Here is a 20,178-nt window from a genome sequence, read left to right as displayed (position 1 = left end):
TTGTGTTTTATTGTGTTTTACTAACCATTATAAATTTCTAAAAATGAAAAATAAAATGATAATTATCCCAATTACATAGATTGCATTTGCTCCAAATAGAATTTTTCGTGTTCTTGGAAATTTATATTTTAGAGAAAACCATTCAAATAAAATCCCCGTAAAAACATAAGGAATTGCAATAATAAATAAAGGGTTGTAAGAAAATGCTTGTTTAAAATTTCCGTGCAATATTTCATGAATGGCACGTTGACTTCCGCAACCAGGACAATCTAAACCTGTTACAGTTTTGAACGGACATTTAATTAGAAATGAGTTAGAAAGTGGATTCATGTAATAATAAAATATTATTCCACATGCTAAAATCGAAATTATAATTAAAAAAAGAAATTTATTGTCTTTAATCCACATTATCTATTAATCAAACCACTAAGAATTGCCATTCCTCCAAATGCCATAAATAATATAACACTTAGTAAACCAGTTCCAACACTTACAATAACTAAAGTTTTTGCAGTTCGAGAGGCACTTTCTGCTCCTGCAACATCACCACGATAAAATTTTGATTCTACACCTGCAGCATAAATTATACTGATAATTCCTAAGATTTGACAACAAAAAATTGTGACTAAAATAGATTCTACTAACCAAGTTTTTGGTGGCACTGCATTGGGATTGACTGGAGAAGGATTGCTGTAATTTTCCATAATTATTTTTTAGTAAATATATTAATTTTTAAGAATTAATTTAATTCTTTAAACATAAAAACTCTTTTTTGTCTCTAATTTGAATGTTATGTTGATAATTTTATAATTAAGAACCAGAAGTAATAAAACTTGTAGATTATTGTGAAGAGCTGGAAAAGCGAAAGCATAAAAAATTTCAGAAAACAAACATTAAAGAATTGGTGATGCTCGATATGCTACAAGAGATTATAAAAGGTTGAAATCTTCTGAAAAAAGAGCAAGTAAAACACGAACGTTTTGATTATGAAACACACAATATAGAGAATCTATTTTAAATTTAAAACAATATATTTTAGACAGTTATAGAGAGAAAAAATTTATATTTAAAAATGTAGAATTAAAATTAAAATATCTTGGAAATCAAATTATAGATTAGAATTATTATCAAAATCTTTAATCTAAATATAATTTTATGATTATCCATTTTTAATTTCTTAAATTTGAACTTCAAAAAATTAAGATAAAAAACAACATATGACTTTTGACATTGACATGATTAAAAAAGTGTATGAACGTTATCCAGAGCGTATTGCAACTGCAAGAATCGCCGTTGGAAAACCACTTACACTTGCAGAAAAAATTCTTTATTCTCACCTTTGGGAAGGTGGCGCAACTCAAAGTTTTGCACGCGGAAATTCTTATGTGGATTTCGCTCCAGACAGAGTTGCTATGCAAGACGCAACTGCACAAATGGCTTTATTGCAATTTATGCAAGCAGGAAAAGCAAAAGTAGCAGTTCCTTCTACAGCTCACGCGGATCATTTAATTCAGGCGAAAGTGGGTGCAGAAAAAGATTTACAAGAATCATTGAATAAAAATTCAGAAGTTTTTAATTTTTTAAGTTCTGTTTGTGATAAATATGGCATTGGTTTTTGGAAACCAGGCGCAGGAATTATCCATCAAGTGGTTTTAGAAAATTACGCATTTCCAGGCGGAATGATGATTGGAACAGATTCTCACACTGTAAATGCAGGTGGACTTGGAATGGTTGCAATTGGAGTTGGTGGCGCAGATGCTGTAGATGTAATGGCAGGAATGCCGTGGGAATTAAAAATGCCAAAATTAATTGGTATAAAATTAACCGGAAGATTAAACGGCTGGACTTCAGCAAAAGATATAATTTTAAAAGTTGCTGGAATTCTAACTGTAAAAGGTGGAACTGGCTGTATCGTAGAATATTTTGGCGAAGGAGCAACTTCACTTTCCGCTACTGGAAAAGGAACAATTTGTAATATGGGTGCAGAAATTGGCGCAACTACTTCAACTTTTGGTTACGATGATTCGATGCGCAGATATCTTTCTGCAACTGGAAGACAAGACGTTGTAGATGCAGCAGATAAAATTGCAGAACATTTAACTGGAGATACAGAAGTTTACGCAAATCCAAAAAAATATTTTGATGAAGTCATTGAAATTGATTTAAATACTTTAACGCCACATTTAAATGGTCCTTTTACACCAGATTTAGCAACTCCTGTTGCAGAATTTCACGATAAAGCAATCGCAAATGATTGGCCAATAAATATTGAATGGGCTTTAATTGGTTCTTGTACCAATTCTTCTTATGAGGATTTATCCAGAGCAGCTTCTGTTGTGGAAGATGCCGTTGCAAAAGGTGTAAAACCAAAAGCAATTTTAGGTATAAATCCTGGTTCTGAACAAGTGAGATTTACAGCAGAAAGAGATGGTTTTTTAGATTCTTTTAGAAAATTTGAAAACGCAAGAATCTTTACAAATGCTTGTGGACCTTGTATCGGACAATGGGACAGAGAAGGCGCAGAAAAAGGTGAAAAAAATTCTATCATTCATTCATTTAACAGAAATTTCGCAAAAAGAGCCGACGGAAATCCTAATACAAATGCTTTCGTTGCTTCACCAGAATTAGTTGCAGCAATCGCAATCGCAGGTAGATTAGATTTTAATCCAATTACCGACACTTTAACAAACGAAAGTGGCGAACAAATAAAATTAAATGAACCTTCTGGAAAAGAACTTCCTCCAAAAGGTTTTGCAGTTGGAGATAATGGTTATCAAGAACCATCACACGACGGTTCTTCGGTGCAAATAAATGTAAATCCCAATTCTGATCGTTTACAATTGTTGTCGCCATTCAAAGCGTGGGACGGAAAAAATATTACAAATGCTAAAGTTTTAATTAAGGCTTTTGGAAAATGTACAACCGATCATATTTCTATGGCGGGACCTTGGTTAAAATACCGCGGTCATTTGGATAATATTTCCAATAATATGTTAATTGGCGCCATAAACGCTTACAACATGGAAACCAATAAAGTTAAAAACGAATTAACTGGAGAATACGGCGAAGTTCCTGCAGTTGCAAGAGCTTACAAAGCAGCCGGAGTTCCAACTATTGTTGTAGGAGATCACAATTACGGAGAAGGTTCTTCCAGAGAACACGCTGCAATGGAACCGCGACATTTGGGTGTAATGGCAGTTTTGGTAAAATCTTTTGCTAGAATCCACGAAACAAATTTAAAAAAACAAGGAATGCTTGGTTTAACTTTCGCTAATGAAGAAGATTACAATAAAATCCAAGAAGATGATACTGTGAATTTCTTAGATTTAGATCAATTTTCAGTAGGTAAACAATTACACTTAGAATTTCAACATAAAGATGGAAGTTCTGATATTATTGTAACCAATCATACTTACAATGATGCGCAAATTGATTGGTTCAGAGCGGGTTCTGCATTAAACTTAATTGCAAAAGAAGCCGCGAGAAACGCATAGTTTTTTTAAAAAATATTTTCTTGAAATCCCTTTCTTTTGAGAGGGATTTTTTTGTTTATTAAAAATTTCTTTAAAAGTTGAATTTCCTTTTCTGAATTTTCGAGAACAAATTTGTTCTTTCTTTTTTAAAATTCAAAACTTTTCTCTATTTGTCTTTTCTGTTTTAATTTGTATTTTTAAAGAAAATTTCCATGAGTTTTCAATCTGCGTTTGATGAAGTAAAATTATTAATAAAAGATTTTAAAAGTAACGAAGATTATTACGTTTCTCCCAAATATGCAGAAGCGGAAGTTAGACAAGATTTTATAGATAAATTTTTTACACTTCTCGATTGGGATGTAACGCACAATTTCCAAAAAAATCCTTTCGAGCAAGAAGTAAAAGTTGAAAAACCTCAAAGACAAGAAGGAATGCAAAGTCAGAAAAGAGCAGATTATGCTTTTTCTCTTGCACCAAATTACAAGCAAACCCAATTTTTTGTAGAAGCCAAAAAACCTTCCCGGCTTTTAAGACAAAATAGAAACGACTATTTTCAAACCGCTAAATACGGTTGGAATTCCCAAACCGGAATTTCTATTCTTACCGATTTTCAAGAATTTGTAATAATCGATTGTCGTTTCAAACCAGATTTTGAAACCATTCTGCAAAATCAAATAAAATATTACAACTACCAAGATTTTTTAGACGAAGAAAAATTTGCAGAAATCTATTTTTTATTTTCCAGAGAAGCAGTTGCGGAAGGGAAACTTCGCAATTATATTGAGCAACTTCCCAAGCCAAAAGTAAGCGGAAAACAATTGAAACTTTTTGGCGGAAAATTCAAACCAATTGATGAAGATTTTTTAGAATACATCGATGAAATCCGCAAAAATCTCGCTCTTGCTTTCTACCAAAATAATCCCAATTTGGAAGATTATGAACTCACAGAAGCAACGCAAAGAACCATTGACCGATTGGTTTTTATGCGCTTTTTGGAAGACAAACAAATAGAACCAGATGATGTAATGCATCATATTGCAACAGCGCAATTTCCTTGGCAAAAATTTGTAGAAACCTGCAAAAGATTTGATGCAAAATACAACGGTATTATTTTTAAAAAACATTTTATAGATGATGATTTTCAGGGGGCAAATGAAGAACTATTTCGCAGTATTTGCACAGATTTAGACCATACAAATACGCCGTATGATTTTAATTATTTCCCCATTCATATTTTAGGAAATATCTATGAACGGTTTTTAGGAAAAATAATTATCATTGAAAATGGAAAAGCAAGTATTGAGTTAAAACCCGAAGTTCGAAAAGCAGGTGGCGTTTTTTACACGCCAAAATATATTGTAGATTATATTGTAGAAAACACGATTGGTAAATTGATTGCAAACAAAACTCCGAAACAAATTTCTGCGCTCACTTTTGCAGATATTGCGTGTGGAAGCGGAAGTTTTCTGATTGGCGTTTATGAATTTTTATTAGATTATCATTTAAAATATTTTAATGAAAACCCAAACGAAGCCAAAAAAGCAGGTTGTATTTTTGATAATGAAAACCAAATATTTGTTTTAAGTATTAAGCAAAAACAACAGATTTTAACCAACAATGTTTTCGGAATTGACATCGACCAACAAGCAACGGAAGTGACACAAGTTTCTTTGTTCTTAAAGTTATTGGAAGATGAAACAATGGCAACTGCAAATGATATGAATGTGCTTTTTGCAGAAAAAATATTGCCAGATTTGTCTGGAAATATAAAATGCGGAAACTCCTTAATTGGTTGGGAAATAATGGACGGTGTTTTAGATTTTGGGCAAAAAGAATTGCGCAAACTGAATCCGTTTAGTTTTCAGGAAGCGTTCCCGAAAGTTTTTTCTAATGGTGGGTTTGATGCAATTGTGGGAAATCCGCCGTATGTGAAAATTTCTGAAAAATTTCTTTTAGATTTTTTTAAATCAACTTATAAACATCAAAATTATCAGTATGATTTGTATTTATTATTTTTAGAAAGATACCATCAATTAATTTCTACCAATGGTTTTTTAGGCGTTATTATTCCAAATACTTGGTTGCAATCTATCACATTTACAAACATTAGAAAATATTTGGTTAATGAATTTCTTTGGCAAAAAATATTACACAGCAAAAAACATATTTTTGATGCAGTTGTAGATACACACGTTATTATTTTTGAAAAAAATTCTTTAAAAAAGGAAAATAATTTCACAATAGATTTAGTTGAAAATGAAAAAGCAGTTTTTTATCAAACATTAAATCAGAATAATTTTGCAAAAGACGGAAAAATCATTAATATTTTAGCAAAACCAGAAGAAACGGAATTGTTTAATAAAATTAAAAATAATTCTCATTCAATTAAAGAAATTTCAATTTCAACAGTTGGTGTAAAACCATTTCAAGTTGGCAAAGGAAATCCAAAACAAACAAGAGAAATAGTTACAGAAAAACCTTTTGTAAAAGTAAATCACCAAAAACCTTTTGGAGAAAATTGGTTGCCTTTATTAAGAGGAAGTTTAATGAATAAATACATTAATTTCTGGGACGAAAATAGTTGGATTCAATATGGAGAATGGTTGGCTGAACCTCGAAAAAAAGAAATTTTTGAAGCAGATGAGAAAATAATTATTAGACAAACAGGAGACAGAATAATTGCGACCATAATTGGTAAAAATATTATTGCTCGAGACAATTTGAATATTGTTATTCCGCAAAATAATAATTGCAAATTTATTTTAGGCGTTTTAAATTCTAAATTAACAGATTTTTTTTATCAACAAATAAATCCAGAAAAAGGTGAAGTTTTAGCACAAGTAAAAAAATCTCACGTTGAGCAACTTCCCATTCCAAAAATCACTTCAGAAAAACAAAATCTTCACGATGATTTGGTAAAATTGGTAGAACAAATGCTAAAAGCCAAAGAAGAAGAGCAACACGCCAAAACCGAAATGGATAAAAACATTGCCAAAAGAAGATGTGATAATCTGGATTTCCGCATTAATGAAATTGTGTATCAATTGTATGATTTGAGTGCGGAAGAAATTTTGCTCGTAGAGCAAAATTCGTGAAGACAAAAAATAAATAAATAGAACCTGAACAAATCGCTTTGGTGGAGAGAAATGAAAATTAGATGATAGAATATAAAGAACTTTAAAGTGTAATGTAATTGCAATTTTAATTGTTTATGATACTTTAAAGTATCATTTAAAATATTTTTTGTAATTTTGCAAAAGGAAAATAAGATGGCAAGTAAAACTGAAGTAAAATCATTTTTAGAAGAAATGAAAGCCAATGGTTCTACTTTTGGTTTTCTATTTGCCGACAGAGAAAAAAACCACGACACTTATCTGGAATTGCAATTGACCTCAAAAGTAAGAGAAGAAGTTTTAAAAAATTTGCAGCCAGAAGATTATTGCAAAGGGCCAGAAAAGAACACAGAATACGGAACAAACCCAATGTGGATTTTTGGTAAAGAACTAAAAGGAAAAGAAATTTACATTAAAATTACGATACCATTAAGTAAAGTAATTTGTATTTCTTTTCATATCGCAGAACATTCTATGACTTATCCTCTAAAATCATTTTTATGAAAAGCCCAATTACCAACAAGGAAATGAAACTAATTACAGAAAAAAGAAGTTTCAAATTTAGAAAAATTGATTTCGAAGTAGATTTCCAAACATTCATTTGTGAAGATTCTCAAGAAAAATTCACAAGCAAAGAATTAGATGAAGTTAATTTTGCGCAAATTTATAATCAATACAGAGAAAAATTTCATATTCCATTTACAGAAGAAATCATTACACTCCGGAAAAAGTATGGCTTGTCTGCCAAAAAAATGTCAGAATTATTAGGTTTTGGGGAAAACCAATATTCACTTTACGAAAATGGAGAAATACCAAGTGTTTCTAACGGAACTACAATAAAAATGGTGAATCAAACTTCTGTTTTTCATCAATTATTAATTGAAAAAAAAGAAATTTTTTCGGAAAAAGAATATAAAAAATTAATAAAAAAAACAGAAGATATCTCAGAATTTGAAAGAGAAAACATACAAAAAGAAGCGGTAAACAATTATATCATTGGAGAAAAAAAAGCCACAAAATATACAGGTTACACCATACCAAACTGGGAGAAAACAACAAATGTAATTGTATTTTTTTCGGAAAAATTAAATCCTTTAAAAACAACATTAAATAAATTAATGTTTTACACTGATTTTTTGCACTATAAAAAAACAGGGAAATCTATTACCGGAATATCTTACAGAGCAATCCAATACGGTAATGTCCCAGAAAAATTTGATATGATTTTCAAAAAAACAGAAACAGAAAATAAAATTTCAATTGAATATATGGATTTTAATAATGGAAACAGTGGCGAAAAATTTTCCGCTAAAGCAAATTTTAATCCAGATGTTTTCAATAATGATGAAATAGAATCTATGCAATCTGTATTAGATTTTTTTAAAAATAAAAAACCACAAGATGTGGTGAAAATTTGCCACGAAGAAACTTCTTGGATTGAAAATCATTTATCAAAAAATATAATTGATTATTCTTATTCATTTGGTTTAAAAGCAATGTAATAAGTTCTTTAATCTTCCAAAACTCCGAATTTCCCATTGTTAAAATCTGCGAAAGCTTGAACGATTTCTTCTCGTGTATTCATTACAAAAGGTCCGTGTGGCGCAATTGGTTCACTTAAAGGTTTACCACTCAAAATTAAAACCACACTTTCTTCAGTTGCTTCAATCGTAAAAGTTTCTCCTTCATTTTCAAAAAGTGCAAAATGATCAGTTGCAACTTTTTCTGCTCCATTTATCAAAATATTTCCTTCAATAACTAAAGCCGCCGTATTAAAATTTGCTGGAAAATTAAATTCTACTTTTCCGCCTTTTTTCAATTTTGCATTCATTAGATTTACTGGACTAAAAGTAAAAGCTGGTCCTTTTTTTCCATTAAATTCTCCGGCAATTATTTCCACAAAACCATTTTCTTCTAAATCTACATTTTGCATTTGAGAATTAGAAATTGCTTGATATTTCGGTTTGCTCATTTTATCTTTCGCAGGAAGATTGATCCATAATTGCACCATTTGAAAAATTCCACCTTTTTTCGCCCATTCTGTTTCATGAAATTCTTTATGAAGAACTCCAGAAGCTGCAGTCATCCATTGCACATCACCTTGGTCAATGATTCCGCCACCGCCAGAAGAATCGTGGTGTTCCACTTTTCCTTGATACGCAATTGTTACGGTTTCAAAACCACGATGCGGATGAACTCCCACTCCACGTGGTTTTTCTGTTGGTGTAAAATTAAATTTAGAATTATAATCCAACATTATAAAAGGATCCATTCTTTTCATATCCAAATGTGCATCACTTGGGATAAAATTGTGAACTCTAAAACCGTCGCCAACAAAATGCGCTGGTTTTGGAGCTACTAAAATTTCTACTTTTTTAGTTGCCATTTTATTTATATTTTATGATACAAATTTACAAACGTAAAAACCGAAATCCGTTGATTTAGGTTAAGTAATTATTTTTGTAAAGTCTATTTAGAAACTTTAATTAAACCGAAAATATTGGAAAAAATCGACCAAAATTTATTGGATAAAGATAAAAAAAAGGAAAGCGGAAGTTTAGTTCCAACACAATAAAAGAATATTTACTTTCATAAAAATAAATCTTTCAATAATTAAATTGGAAGGTTTATTAATTCCAAAACCGAAAAATTAAGACAAAATTTTAGAGTATAATCGAAAAATTAATATTAAATTTGTGAATGCAATCTAAAAATTCATACTAAATTTTAGAATTATGATTGAAAGATTAATTCAAAAGAACATAGAGAAAAGATTAAATGATGAAAAAGCCATCATTTTGTTTGGTCCAAGACAGGTCGGGAAAAGCACTTTAATGGAATTGATGAATTCTAAATTTGCACAACCTATTGTTCATTGGAATGGCGACCAAAGTGACATCAGAAATATTTTACAAAATCCAACTTCAGATTTTTTAAAAACATTAATTGGAAATGCAAAAACATTGATAATTGATGAAGCGCAACGCATCAAAAATATCGGAATTATCATAAAATTAATTACCGACCAAATAAAAAATGTAAAAGTAATTGCAACTGGTTCTTCTTCTTTTGATCTTGCTAATAAAATAAATGAACCTTTAACTGGGAGAAAATGGGAGTACCAACTTTTTCCACTTTCGTTTGAAGAAATGGTTAATCAAAATGGTTTTTTAGAAGAAAGACGACTTTTGGAGCATCGTCTTATATTTGGTTATTATCCAGAAATAGTTACAAATCCGGGCGACGAAATTGAGCGGTTGAAAAACTTGACAGAAAGCTATCTTTATAAAGATGTTTTGCAGTGGGAAAATATTCAAAAACCTGAAAAATTAGAAAAATTATTAACCGCTTTGGCTTTGCAAATGGGAAATGAAGTTTCTTACAACGAACTTTCTCAGTTGGTGGGAATTGATAATTTGACGGTGGAAAAATACATAAAACTTTTAGAACAGTCATTTATCATTTTCAGATTAGATGGTTTCAATAGAAATTTAAGAAACGAAATAAAAAAAGGAAAGAAGATTTACTTTTATGATAATGGAATTCGAAATGCGATTCTCAATAATTTTAATCCACTGAATTTGCGTGATGATGTTGGAAAACTTTGGGAAAACTTCCTCATTTCAGAAAGAATGAAAACCAATTCTTACCATTTAAAAAATTATAAAAAATACTTTTGGAGAACTCACGCACAACAAGAAATTGATTATATAGAAGAATCTGATGGAAAAATTTCTGCTTATGAATTCAAATGGAATGAAAGAAAAAAAGCAAAAATCCCAAAGAATTTTTCAGAAACTTATCATCCAGAAATAGAGAAAATTATTTCAAAAGACAATTTTTATGAGTTTATTATTAATCCATAATTATGATTCAAAATGAAGAAGGTATTCTATCTTTTCTCAATTTTATTTTACTTAATTAGTTGTAAATCAATAAATCCAACGGACCATATTGGAACTTGGAAAATCAATGAATCCTATGTTGATTCAGGTGATGGAAGTGGGAAACCTGAAATTATTAAAAGCGATAGAAGGATCACTTTTAAATCTGATGGAACTTTTACTTCAAAAGGTAATTTTTGTTCAATGAATAATGATTCTAAAATTAATGGAAGTGGAACTTACAAAAAGACACCAAGAATTGATTATGATACAAATTTCTACCTTCTAAAATGCCGCACAAATAAAATTTCAGCATCATTCTCAATTAATGATGGATACTTATATATTTACTATTATTGTAAAGAAGAATGTTACCAAAAATTTGAGAAAACTTCAAATAAGTAATTTTCTTTATAATTCGCACGCCTCCCAAACCACATCATTTTGCGGAACTTTTGCAATAACAGAAATTTTCTCCAAAGAAACAGGATGAATAAATTCTAATTTTCTGGCGTGCAAATGAATTCCGCCATCAGAGTTTGAACGAGCAGAACCATATTTTAAATCGCCTTTTATAGGAACTCCAATTTTAGATAATTGCGCTCTGATTTGATGATGTCTTCCGGTTTCTAAATCAATTTCTAATAATTGAAAATTATCCAAAATTTTCAAAATTTTATAATTTAAAATAGATTCTTTTGCGCCTTCTGTCGCTTTTGGGAAAACGGTAGATTTATTATTTTTTTCGTTCTTTTTTAAAAAATGAACCAATCTTTGGCTTTGTGGAATTTCATTTTTAGGAACAACCGCCCAATACGTTTTTTTTATTTCGCGGTTTTTTACCATTTGCGTTAATCGCGTTAAAGCTTTGGAAGTTTTAGCGTAAATAACGCAACCAGAAGTTGGTCTATCAATTCTATGAACTAAACCGAGGAAAACATTTCCGGGTTTTTGGTCTCTTTTTTTTATGAAATTTTTAATTAAATCTAATAAAGACAAGTCTCCCGTTTTATCACCTTGTACAAGTTGTCCCGCTTTTTTATTGATGATAAGAAGATGATTGTCTTCAAAAATGATTTGTTCTTGCATTTATTGTTGCGAAATTTTTGGTCTTGCCACCAAAGAAATTACAACACCGCCGATTAAACCGCCCATTTTAAGAAAACCAACTCCATAATTTTCTGGAATAAATGCTCCGAAAACGCATAAAGCTGCAGCAATATACATTGGATAAATTAATTTGGGATTGCTTAAAGTAGGTGCTTGAAAAAAGAAACTTGCGCCAATTAAAAGATAAAATAATTGATTGTAAATAAAATAATTTACTTCTGGCGAAAATGGTTGCAACCAACCGATAATCAAACACGCCAAAGCGCCGAATGATAAAAATGCTTGTTTACTGATTTGACTATTCATTAATAGCTTTCATTTTGGTTAGGGAAATCTTGGTCTTTTACATCTTTTACATATTGCGCAACTGCGCCCGTAATTTCTGTGTATAAATCTAAATATCTGCGAAGAAATTTTGGCGTAAAATCTTTATTCATTCCGACCATATCATGGTAAACCAAAACTTGACCATCGCAATCTGGTCCAGCTCCAATTCCGATCGTTGGAATAGAAATACTTTCTGAAACTTTTTCTGCTAAATGCGCCGGAATTTTTTCTAAAACTAAAGCAAAACAGCCTAATTTTTCTAAAAGTTTTGCGTCAGAAATTAATTTTTCTGCTTCCTCTTCTTCTTTCGCACGAACTTTATAAGTCCCGAATTGATAAATACTTTGCGGCGTTAAACCCAAATGTCCCATCACAGGAATTCCTGCGTTTACAATTTTTTTTATTGATTTTTCAACTTCAATTCCGCCTTCTAATTTTATTGCATGAGCTCCGGATTCTTTCATAATTCTCACCGCAGAATCTAAAGCTTTTTGAGAATCACTTTGATAAGAACCGAAAGGTAAATCTACCACAACTAAAGCTCTAGAAACACCACGAACAACACTTTGTGCATGATAAATCATTTGATCTAAAGTTATCGGCAAAGTTGTTTCGTGTCCCGCCATTACATTTGACGCAGAATCTCCTACTAAAATTGCATCAACTCCACCTGCATCTACCATTTTTGCAGTCGTAAAATCATACGCAGTAAGCATTGTGATTTTCTCCTTATCGAACTTCATTTTGCGTAAAGTTTCGGTAGTAATTCTTTTTATTTCTGAATGTACAGACATTTATTTTTATTATTTTTATTGTTAAACTTTAAAGTATCAAAATTAAGATAAAGACGTTTGTCATTCCGTAGGAATCTAAATGATATATTTCATTGTTGAGATTTCTACGAAATGAAAAATGCGTGAAATACCTTTACTTCTTTACTTAAAAATTTACCTTTTCTTCTGTTTAATTTGAAAAACATTCCCTTCTAAATCTTCGCCATCGCAAAGCCAAAAATCATAATTATCAAAGGTTTTTATTTCTCGCATTGCGACATTTTTTTCAATTAAAGTTTGTCTTATTTCTGTAATATCTTCATCAATTTCAAAAACTAATTTCGCGTTACTATCAAATCTATGTCCTTCTTTTATTTTATTTAAATACTGTTCTCCAATTTTATGAAGTCCAATTTTGCAATTTCCCGCTTCCAAAAGCGTCCAATCTGATTGGTAATTTTCTACTATTTTAAAATTAAAAATATCAATATAAAAAGATTTTAATTTATCGACATTTTGAACATAAAAAATGATGGTATTTAAGTTAAAACTTGTTTTCAAATTTTTAAAATTTAATTAAAGATGAACGTGTCCTAATTTAATCAGTTTCTCGTGGTTTATAATTTTAATATTTCTCCCTTCAACTTCTATTAAATGATCTGCTTTAAATTCTGAAATCAATCTGATTGCACTTTCTGTAGCCGTTCCGATAATGTTTGCAATTTCTTCTCGCGTCAAAGAAATATTAATAAAACCTTCTGGATTTGTTCCTAATTTTTGTTCTAACAAAAGTAAAATTTCCGCTAATCTTTCGCGTACCGTTTTTTGTGCTAAAAAAGTTACTGTATTTGAAGATTCTCCCAGTTCAAAAGCAATTTTCTGCAACATTACAAAACTTAATTTTGTATCTACTTCTAGTAAATGCATAAAAATTTCCGTAGGTAAAAATGTAACTTCAATATCCGACATCGCTTCTGCAGTTGCTTGAAAATCTTCTCCACAAAGTACTGATCGATACCCAATTAAATCTCCTTCTTTTACAAAACGCAAAATTTGTTCTTTGCCATAAACGCCAGATTTGGATAATTTTAAAATTCCTTTCTTAATAAAATGAACACCTCTTGGTTTTTTACCATCTTCAAAAAGGATATGTCCTTTCTTATAGCTAAATTCTTGTTTTTCAGCTAAATAATTTTTAAAATCCTCTTCGGAAAGATTTTGTTTAAATGACTCTTCATTAAAGGCTTTTTGGAAATTTTCCGCAACGTTTTGTTGTTGTTCTAAAGACATAGTTATGACATTTATCAGCAAAAATAGAGATTTTAAGATGGCGATGCAACATTAAATATTATATTTTTGCAAATCAACAAGTTAGATGGTTCAAAATAATTGTTTTCATTGCGGACAAGAATTTGAGAAGGAACGCATTTCCTTTGATGCTAAAGAATTTTGCTGTAACGGTTGCAAATCTGTTTATGAAATTCTGAATATGAATGATTTGGGTAATTTCTATGAACTCAATAAAAATTCTGGGATTCGACCCAATTCAGAAAATAATGATCAATTCGATTATCTTGATACACCCGAAGTTTTTGAAAAAGTGGTGGATTTTAATGAAGGAAAAACCACTTTAGTTACTTTCAAAATCCCCGTAATCCACTGTTCTTCTTGTATTTGGTTACTTGAAAGTCTACAAGCTTTAGAAAAAAATATTCATTATTCTCAAGTTAATTTTACCCGAAAAACACTTCAAGTTTCTTTCAATTCTGAAGAATTACCATTAAGTAAATTGGCAAAATTTCTCACCAATCTTGGTTACAAACCCATCATTAGTTTAGAAACTGCAGAAAAAAAGGAAGAATTTCTTGACAAAACTTTAATTATAAAAATTGCAATTGCTGGTTTTGCATTCGGAAACGGAATGTTTTTCTCTTGGCCAGAATATGTTGGTGGAAATGATTTTTACTTTCATCAATATAAAAATTTATTTCGTTTATTGATGTTTCTTTTGGCTTTTCCTGTCGTGTTTTATTCAGCGTCAGATTATTATAAATCGGCGTGGTTTGGTTTAAAAAATAAAATTATCAATATCGATGTTCCGATTGTAATTGGGATTTTCGTGCTTTTTGGAAGAAGTTTGTATGAAGTTTTGACGGATTACGGACAAGGTTATTTTGATACTTTGTGCGGTTTGATTTTCTTTATGCTTTTAGGCAAATATTTCCAAAAACGGACTTATAGTGCACTATCTTACGATAGAGATTACAAATCTTTTTACCCCATTGCAGTTACGAAAGTGGATTTTAATGGCGTTCAACAAAATATTTTATTGTCAGAATTAAAAGTGGGCGACAGAATTATGGTTCGAAATCAGGAAATAATTCCGGTTGATGCAATTTTAATAAAAGGAGAAGCCAATATTGATAACAGTTTCATCACCGGCGAATCTGCGTCAATTCCGAAAAAAGCAGGTGATAAAATTTTTGCGGGAGGAAAACAAATTGGTGCAATTTTAGAGTTGGAAGTTATTAAAAACGTGAATCAAAGTTATCTGACGCAACTTTGGAATAAGGAAACTTTTAAGAAAATTGAATCTGGTTTAGATACGATGACCAATAAATTAAGTAAGTATTTTACCTTAATTATTCTTGGAATTACTTTAATTGCGGGAATTTATTGGGCAAGAATAGATTTTGAAAAAATGTTTCAAGTTGTTTCTGCGATTTTAATTGTGGCTTGTCCGTGTGCTTTGGCGCTTTCTGCACCTTTTACTTTCGGCCATATTATGCGGATTTTAGGACGGAATAAATTTTATGTAAAAGATGCATTAACGATAGAAAAAATTGCGAAAATAAACACTTTGGTTTTTGATAAAACTGGAACGATTACGCATAATAAAAAGTCGGAAATTAAATATTTAGGGACAGAAATTTCTGATTTTGACATGGAAAACATCAAAACTTTAATTAAAAATTCTACACATCCGCTTTCAAAGATGTTGTATGATTTTATTGATATTAAAGATTCTTATTTTGAGATTGAAAATTACATTGAAATTGCAGGAAAAGGTTACAGCGGAAAAGTGAGAAGCCACGTTTACAAAATTGGTTCTGCGAGTTTTGTGGGTGAAAATTCAACTCATTTAGAATCTGCGGTTTACATCAAAAAAAATGAAGACTATTTAGGGAAATTTATTTTTAAAAATGAATACCGTTCTCAATTGAAAGAAATGTTCTCTTCCCTCAAAAATTTTAAAATCAATATTTTGAGTGGTGATAATGAATCTGAAAGAAGTACTTTAAAACAATTAATTAACGTTTCTGATGGATTAAAATTTAATCAAAGCCCAGAAGATAAATTACAATACATTCAAAATTTGCAAAATGAGGGCGAAAACGTAGCCATGTTTGGTGACGGATTGAACGATGCAGGAGCATTGAAGCAAAGTAATATCGGAATTGCAATTGCAGATGACACCAATTCTTTTACACCATCTTCGGATGTGATTATGGATGGAAGTAAAATCACGCAAATTAAAGATTATTTTGATCTTTGTAAAGATGCGGTTAAAATTGTAAAATTTACTTTTGCGATAAGTTTAATGTATAATATTATCGGTTTGGCTTTTGCTGTAACAGGTCATCTTTCACCTTTAGTTGCAGCTATTCTGATGCCAATAAGTTCAATTTCTGTGGTTATTTTTACGTCAGTTTCTACTTGGTTTCGCAGCACAAAATATTTTAAATTAGACTTGAAATAATTTAGAAATATTATAAATTAACAGAAATTAACACTTGCTGACTTAAATCATTAAATTTTGCTATTTTTGAGAATTATTCTTCCTATTTTTGTGGGCTAATTATGGATATACTTTACTTAATGATAATGTGCAGTGTTTCACTCGCTGTTGTATTTTTAGTAATATTTATTATTGGTGCAAAAAACGGACAATTTGAAGATGATGAATCTCCTGCAGTTCGAATTTTAATGGAAAATGAAATTATAAAAGAAGAACCAAAAACTGAAGAAAATATAAGTTCAGATTTGGAACACGAAAACAAAAAAAAATAACTGATAGATATTTATGGAAACACAGAAATTTAGTTATGACAATGGTATTGTCCGCGCATTTCTCTACGCAACTGTAGTTTTTGGACTTTTCGGTATGCTACTTGGTCTTACTGTTGCAGGTTTATTATTTTACCCAGAATTACCTGAATTTTTATTCGGTACGGATGATTTAACTATTAAAAGTTTATTTTCTGGTGATCTTCAAGGATTAATTAATTCGCAAGGGAAATTTGGATTTGGTAGATTAAGAATGATGCATACCAATACTGTGATTTTCGCTTTTGTAATGAACGGATTTTTTGCAGGTGCATATTATTCTCTTCAAAGATTATTAAAAACCAGAATGTGGAGCGATACTCTTTCTTGGATTCATTTTTGGGGATGGCAATTTATGATTGTAGCTTCATTAGTTACTTTCATGTACGGAATCAATACTTCAAAAGAATACGCAGAACACGAATGGCCAATTGATATTCTAATTACAATTATTTGGCTTGTTTTCGGTGCAAATATGTTTGGAACGATTGCAAAAAGACGAGTAAGGCATTTATATGTGGCAATTTGGTTCTACCTTGGAACTTGGGTTGCAATTGCGATGCTCCATATTTTCAATAATTTAGAAGTTCCTTTAACTTTTGGTGGATGGAAATCTTATTCCGCTTATGCAGGTGTAAAAGATGCTTTAGTACAATGGTGGTACGGTCACAATGCAGTTGCATTTGTTTTAACAACACCAGTTTTAGGTTTAATGTATTACTTTTTACCAAAGGCTGCTGATCGACCAGTATTTTCTTATAAACTATCAATCATTCACTTTTGGTCTTTAATTTTCGTTTATATGTGGGCAGGTCCACATCACCTACAATACACTGCAATTCCTGCGTGGGCGCAAGCTTTAGCAACAGGATTTTCAATAATGTTAATCGCACCTTCTTGGGGCGGAATGTTAAATGGTTTATTAACTTTAAGAGGAGCTTGGGATAAAGTGCGGGAAAATCCAGTACTGAAATTTTTCGTTGTTGCAATTACTTGTTATGGAATGGCAACTTTTGAAGGTCCACTTTTAGCAACAAAAACTTTAAATAAAATTGGTCACTTTACTGATTGGGTAATTGGTCACGTTCACATTGGTGCTTTAGGTTGGAATGGATTTATGACTTTTGGTATGATTTACTATTTGCTTCCAATCATGTGGAGAACCAAATTATGGTCAACTAAATTAGCAAACTGGCATTTCTGGTTAGGAACTTTAGGAATTATTTTCTACGCTGTTCCTTTATATATAGCAGGATTTACGCAAGGTTTAATGTGGAAACAATTTAATCCAGACGGAACTCTTTTATATAAAAACTGGTTAGATACCGTTTCTGCAATTATTCCTTATTATGAAATGAGATTTGTAGGAGGTTTGTTCTATATCGTGGGTGTAATTTTAATGTGTGTGAATGTTGTAGCAACTGTGAGACAAGGTTCATTCCAGAAAAATGTTCCTGCAGAAGCACCTGCTTTAGCAAAAATTTCTAATACAAGAAAACAAGGAGAAGGCGTTCACTTATGGATAGAAAGATTACCAGTTTTATTAACTGTACTTTCTTTAGTTGCTGTTTCTCTAGGAGGTTTGTTTGAAATAGTTCCAACTTTGATGATTAAATCTAACGTTCCAACGATTTCTTCTGTCAAACCTTATAGTCCATTAGAATTAGAAGGAAGAGACATTTATATTCGAGAAGGTTGTAATGCTTGTCACTCACAAATGATTCGACCGTTCCGAGATGAAGTGGTGCGTTTTAATGGTAAAAACGGACAATATTCTAAAGCGGGTGAATTTATTTATGATAGACCTTTCCTTTGGGGTTCAAAAAGAACAGGACCCGATTTACAAAGAGAAGGTGGTAAAAATCCAAGTTCATGGCATTTTAAACACATGTTAAATCCACGCGTAACTTCGGCGGGTTCAATTATGCCGCGTTATCCTTGGTTGATTACAAATACTTTAGACAGAAGCCAATTGGTTGCAAAAGTTGTTTTCATGAAAGATGTTTATGACGTTCCTTATTCAAAAGCAGAAATTGATTCCGCCGATACTTGGGCGGATAATCAAGCAAGTCATATTGTAAAACAAATCTATAGTGAAGCTGCAGATGTTAAAGCTGAATTTGCGAAAAGACAAGCTGAACAAGGTGCGAAATTTGTCCCATTAGAAAAAAGAGAAATTGTAGCTTTAATTTCTTATTTGCAAAGACTTGGTACAGATATTAAAACTACTGATGTAAAAACTGCAAGTACAAATTAATCTTTCAAAAAAAGGAAGAATTATTATGATACCACAAAATTTTAAAGACATATTATCAAATGGAGAAAATGTTGGTTTATACCAAACCATTGCAATGTTTCTCTTTCTCGCATGTTTTGTGGGAATGATTATATATGTTTTCACAAGACCAAAAAAGTATTATAATGATACCGCAAATGCACCTTTGGAAGATGATATTGATGAAGATGACCCATTTTTTAAAAAAAATTAAGCCATTATGAAACAAAGAAATCCGGTATACATTACCATTTTAACAGTAACAGCTATTGTTGTAATAGTTTACTATATGCTTGTACAGAACTTCAGTTATTTAACCTCTGGTTTGTTTTGGGGTACACTTTTAATTTGTGCAATTTTAGTACTGATACAGCATTCAATTGGTGATTTAGTTGAAAATGAAAAGTTTTCTAAATTATCTGACGCTGAAAAAGCTATTTATTTGGACGAGAAATCTAAACCTTACTTCAAAAGTTTATATGAAAGTGCTTTCAAAAAACAATCGGTTACAGAAGAGAAAGATATTCTTATAGACCATGGTTTTGATGGAATTATGGAGTTGGACAATCAATTACCAAAATGGTGGCTTGGTTTGTTTTATTTTGGTTGTGTTTATTGCATCGTTTACATGTTATCTTATTGGTTAACAGATTTTGCACATCCAATTAAAGAATATGATAACGAGTACAAAGAGCAAACTGCAGCTGTTGCAGAATATATGAAAAATGTTCCACAAGCAACAATAGAAACCGCTGTTTTCTCTGAAGATAATGTTGCAGCTGGTGAAGAAGTTTTTAAAACCAACTGTGTTTCTTGTCACGGTGAAGGTGGAAAGGGTGGAATTGGTCCAAACTTAACTGATAATACTTGGATAAACCAACCAGAAAAAACTTTATTTAAAAATGTGTTTTATATGGTAGAAAATGGATCGCCAAACAATCCTGCAATGCAAGCGTGGGGAAAAAATGGCGTAGTTTCTGGCAACGATATTCAAAATGTAGCAGCTTACGTTTATCACATTAACCAAGAAAAACCTCCAATTACAGAAGCCGAAGGTGGTGCTAAACCACAAGGAACAGAAGCACATTGGGAGAAATAATAATTAAAAAAACTAAA

19 protein-coding genes are annotated in these 20,178 nt (G+C 31.1%); 11 read left to right on the top strand and 8 right to left on the bottom strand.

Annotated features, from left to right (window positions below):
* Positions 1–27: 27 nt before the first annotated feature.
* Positions 28–330, bottom strand: coding sequence for a DUF2752 domain-containing protein (locus ACN0WB_RS02920; RefSeq protein WP_417428657.1), 303 nt, complete (start codon positions 328–330; stop codon positions 28–30).
* A 77-nt stretch (positions 331–407) separates the two neighbouring features.
* Positions 408–704 (bottom strand): CD225/dispanin family protein, encoded by a 297-nt coding sequence (locus ACN0WB_RS02915; protein ID WP_417428655.1) that lies wholly within the window; start codon positions 702–704, stop codon positions 408–410.
* 513 nt (positions 705–1,217) lie between these two features.
* Between ACN0WB_RS02915 and ACN0WB_RS02910 the strand changes: the two genes are divergently transcribed.
* The 4 genes from ACN0WB_RS02910 to ACN0WB_RS02895 all read left to right on the top strand — a co-directional run bounded on the left by ACN0WB_RS02910 (position 1,218) and on the right by ACN0WB_RS02895 (position 8,088).
* Positions 1,218–3,494 (top strand): aconitate hydratase, encoded by a 2,277-nt coding sequence (locus ACN0WB_RS02910; protein ID WP_417428653.1) that lies wholly within the window; start codon positions 1,218–1,220, stop codon positions 3,492–3,494.
* A gap of 191 nt (positions 3,495–3,685) precedes the next feature.
* Positions 3,686–6,568 (top strand): Eco57I restriction-modification methylase domain-containing protein, encoded by a 2,883-nt coding sequence (locus ACN0WB_RS02905; protein WP_417428651.1) that lies wholly within the window; start codon positions 3,686–3,688, stop codon positions 6,566–6,568.
* Between the two features lie 174 nt (positions 6,569–6,742).
* Positions 6,743–7,090 carry a hypothetical protein gene (locus ACN0WB_RS02900; protein WP_417428649.1) on the top strand — a complete coding sequence of 116 codons (348 nt, stop codon included), beginning with the start codon at positions 6,743–6,745 and terminating at the stop codon, positions 7,088–7,090.
* A complete protein-coding gene (locus tag ACN0WB_RS02895; protein WP_417428647.1) occupies positions 7,087–8,088 on the top strand; it encodes a type II toxin-antitoxin system antitoxin SocA domain-containing protein in 1,002 nt (333 codons plus the stop codon). Before ACN0WB_RS02900 ends, ACN0WB_RS02895 begins: the two co-directional genes overlap by 4 nt.
* A gap of 8 nt (positions 8,089–8,096) precedes the next feature.
* On the opposite strand, the gene ACN0WB_RS02890 is transcribed toward ACN0WB_RS02895, so the two are convergent.
* On the bottom strand, positions 8,097–8,972 hold the full coding sequence (locus ACN0WB_RS02890; RefSeq protein WP_417428645.1) for a pirin family protein: 876 nt from the start codon (positions 8,970–8,972) through the stop codon (positions 8,097–8,099).
* 349 nt (positions 8,973–9,321) lie between these two features.
* On the opposite strand from ACN0WB_RS02890, the gene ACN0WB_RS02885 reads away from it, so the two are divergent.
* Positions 9,322–10,452 (top strand): ATP-binding protein, encoded by a 1,131-nt coding sequence (locus tag ACN0WB_RS02885; protein ID WP_417428643.1) that lies wholly within the window; start codon positions 9,322–9,324, stop codon positions 10,450–10,452.
* A 12-nt stretch (positions 10,453–10,464) separates the two neighbouring features.
* A complete protein-coding gene (locus ACN0WB_RS02880; protein ID WP_417428641.1) occupies positions 10,465–10,875 on the top strand; it encodes a hypothetical protein in 411 nt (136 codons plus the stop codon).
* Positions 10,876–10,881: 6 nt separating this feature from the next.
* Here the strand turns inward: ACN0WB_RS02880 and ACN0WB_RS02875 are convergent, their stop codons facing one another.
* The 5 genes from ACN0WB_RS02875 to ACN0WB_RS02855 all read right to left on the bottom strand — a co-directional run bounded on the left by ACN0WB_RS02875 (position 10,882) and on the right by ACN0WB_RS02855 (position 13,970).
* Positions 10,882–11,559 carry an RluA family pseudouridine synthase gene (locus ACN0WB_RS02875; RefSeq protein WP_417428639.1) on the bottom strand — a complete coding sequence of 226 codons (678 nt, stop codon included), beginning with the start codon at positions 11,557–11,559 and terminating at the stop codon, positions 10,882–10,884.
* Positions 11,560–11,886, bottom strand: coding sequence for a hypothetical protein (locus ACN0WB_RS02870; protein WP_417428637.1), 327 nt, complete (start codon positions 11,884–11,886; stop codon positions 11,560–11,562).
* Positions 11,886–12,701 carry a 3-methyl-2-oxobutanoate hydroxymethyltransferase gene (panB, locus tag ACN0WB_RS02865; RefSeq protein WP_417428635.1) on the bottom strand — a complete coding sequence of 272 codons (816 nt, stop codon included), beginning with the start codon at positions 12,699–12,701 and terminating at the stop codon, positions 11,886–11,888. The genes ACN0WB_RS02870 and panB overlap by 1 nt, the downstream gene beginning before the upstream one ends.
* Positions 12,702–12,854: 153 nt before the next feature.
* Positions 12,855–13,241, bottom strand: a complete 387-nt coding sequence (locus ACN0WB_RS02860) for a hypothetical protein (protein WP_417428633.1) — start codon at positions 13,239–13,241, stop codon at positions 12,855–12,857.
* Positions 13,242–13,256: 15 nt separating this feature from the next.
* Entirely contained in the window at positions 13,257–13,970 is a 714-nt protein-coding gene (locus ACN0WB_RS02855) for a Crp/Fnr family transcriptional regulator (RefSeq protein WP_417428631.1), read from the bottom strand.
* A gap of 85 nt (positions 13,971–14,055) precedes the next feature.
* On the opposite strand from ACN0WB_RS02855, the gene ACN0WB_RS02850 reads away from it, so the two are divergent.
* The 5 genes from ACN0WB_RS02850 to ACN0WB_RS02830 all read left to right on the top strand — a co-directional run bounded on the left by ACN0WB_RS02850 (position 14,056) and on the right by ACN0WB_RS02830 (position 20,161).
* The gene (locus tag ACN0WB_RS02850; protein WP_417428629.1) at positions 14,056–16,440 is read left to right on the top strand and encodes a heavy metal translocating P-type ATPase; all 2,385 of its coding nucleotides are present in this window, start codon (positions 14,056–14,058) and stop codon (positions 16,438–16,440) included.
* Between the two features lie 101 nt (positions 16,441–16,541).
* Positions 16,542–16,751, top strand: a complete 210-nt coding sequence (gene ccoS, locus ACN0WB_RS02845; RefSeq protein WP_417428627.1) for a cbb3-type cytochrome oxidase assembly protein CcoS — start codon at positions 16,542–16,544, stop codon at positions 16,749–16,751.
* Positions 16,752–16,764: 13 nt separating this feature from the next.
* Complete coding sequence (gene ccoN / locus ACN0WB_RS02840; protein WP_417428625.1) at positions 16,765–19,044, top strand: cytochrome-c oxidase, cbb3-type subunit I; 2,280 nt, start codon at positions 16,765–16,767, stop codon at positions 19,042–19,044.
* A 25-nt stretch (positions 19,045–19,069) separates the two neighbouring features.
* Positions 19,070–19,276 carry a cbb3-type cytochrome oxidase subunit 3 gene (locus tag ACN0WB_RS02835; protein ID WP_417428623.1) on the top strand — a complete coding sequence of 69 codons (207 nt, stop codon included), beginning with the start codon at positions 19,070–19,072 and terminating at the stop codon, positions 19,274–19,276.
* A gap of 6 nt (positions 19,277–19,282) precedes the next feature.
* Positions 19,283–20,161 carry a c-type cytochrome gene (locus tag ACN0WB_RS02830; protein ID WP_417428621.1) on the top strand — a complete coding sequence of 293 codons (879 nt, stop codon included), beginning with the start codon at positions 19,283–19,285 and terminating at the stop codon, positions 20,159–20,161.
* Positions 20,162–20,178 lie beyond the last annotated feature (17 nt).

Origin of the sequence: Halpernia sp. (genome assembly GCF_048269545.1) — a bacterium.
Classification (GTDB): domain Bacteria; phylum Bacteroidota; class Bacteroidia; order Flavobacteriales; family Weeksellaceae; genus Halpernia.
The sequence above is the reverse complement of the archived record's forward strand: the minus strand, read 5'-3'. Positions and strand labels throughout refer to the sequence as shown.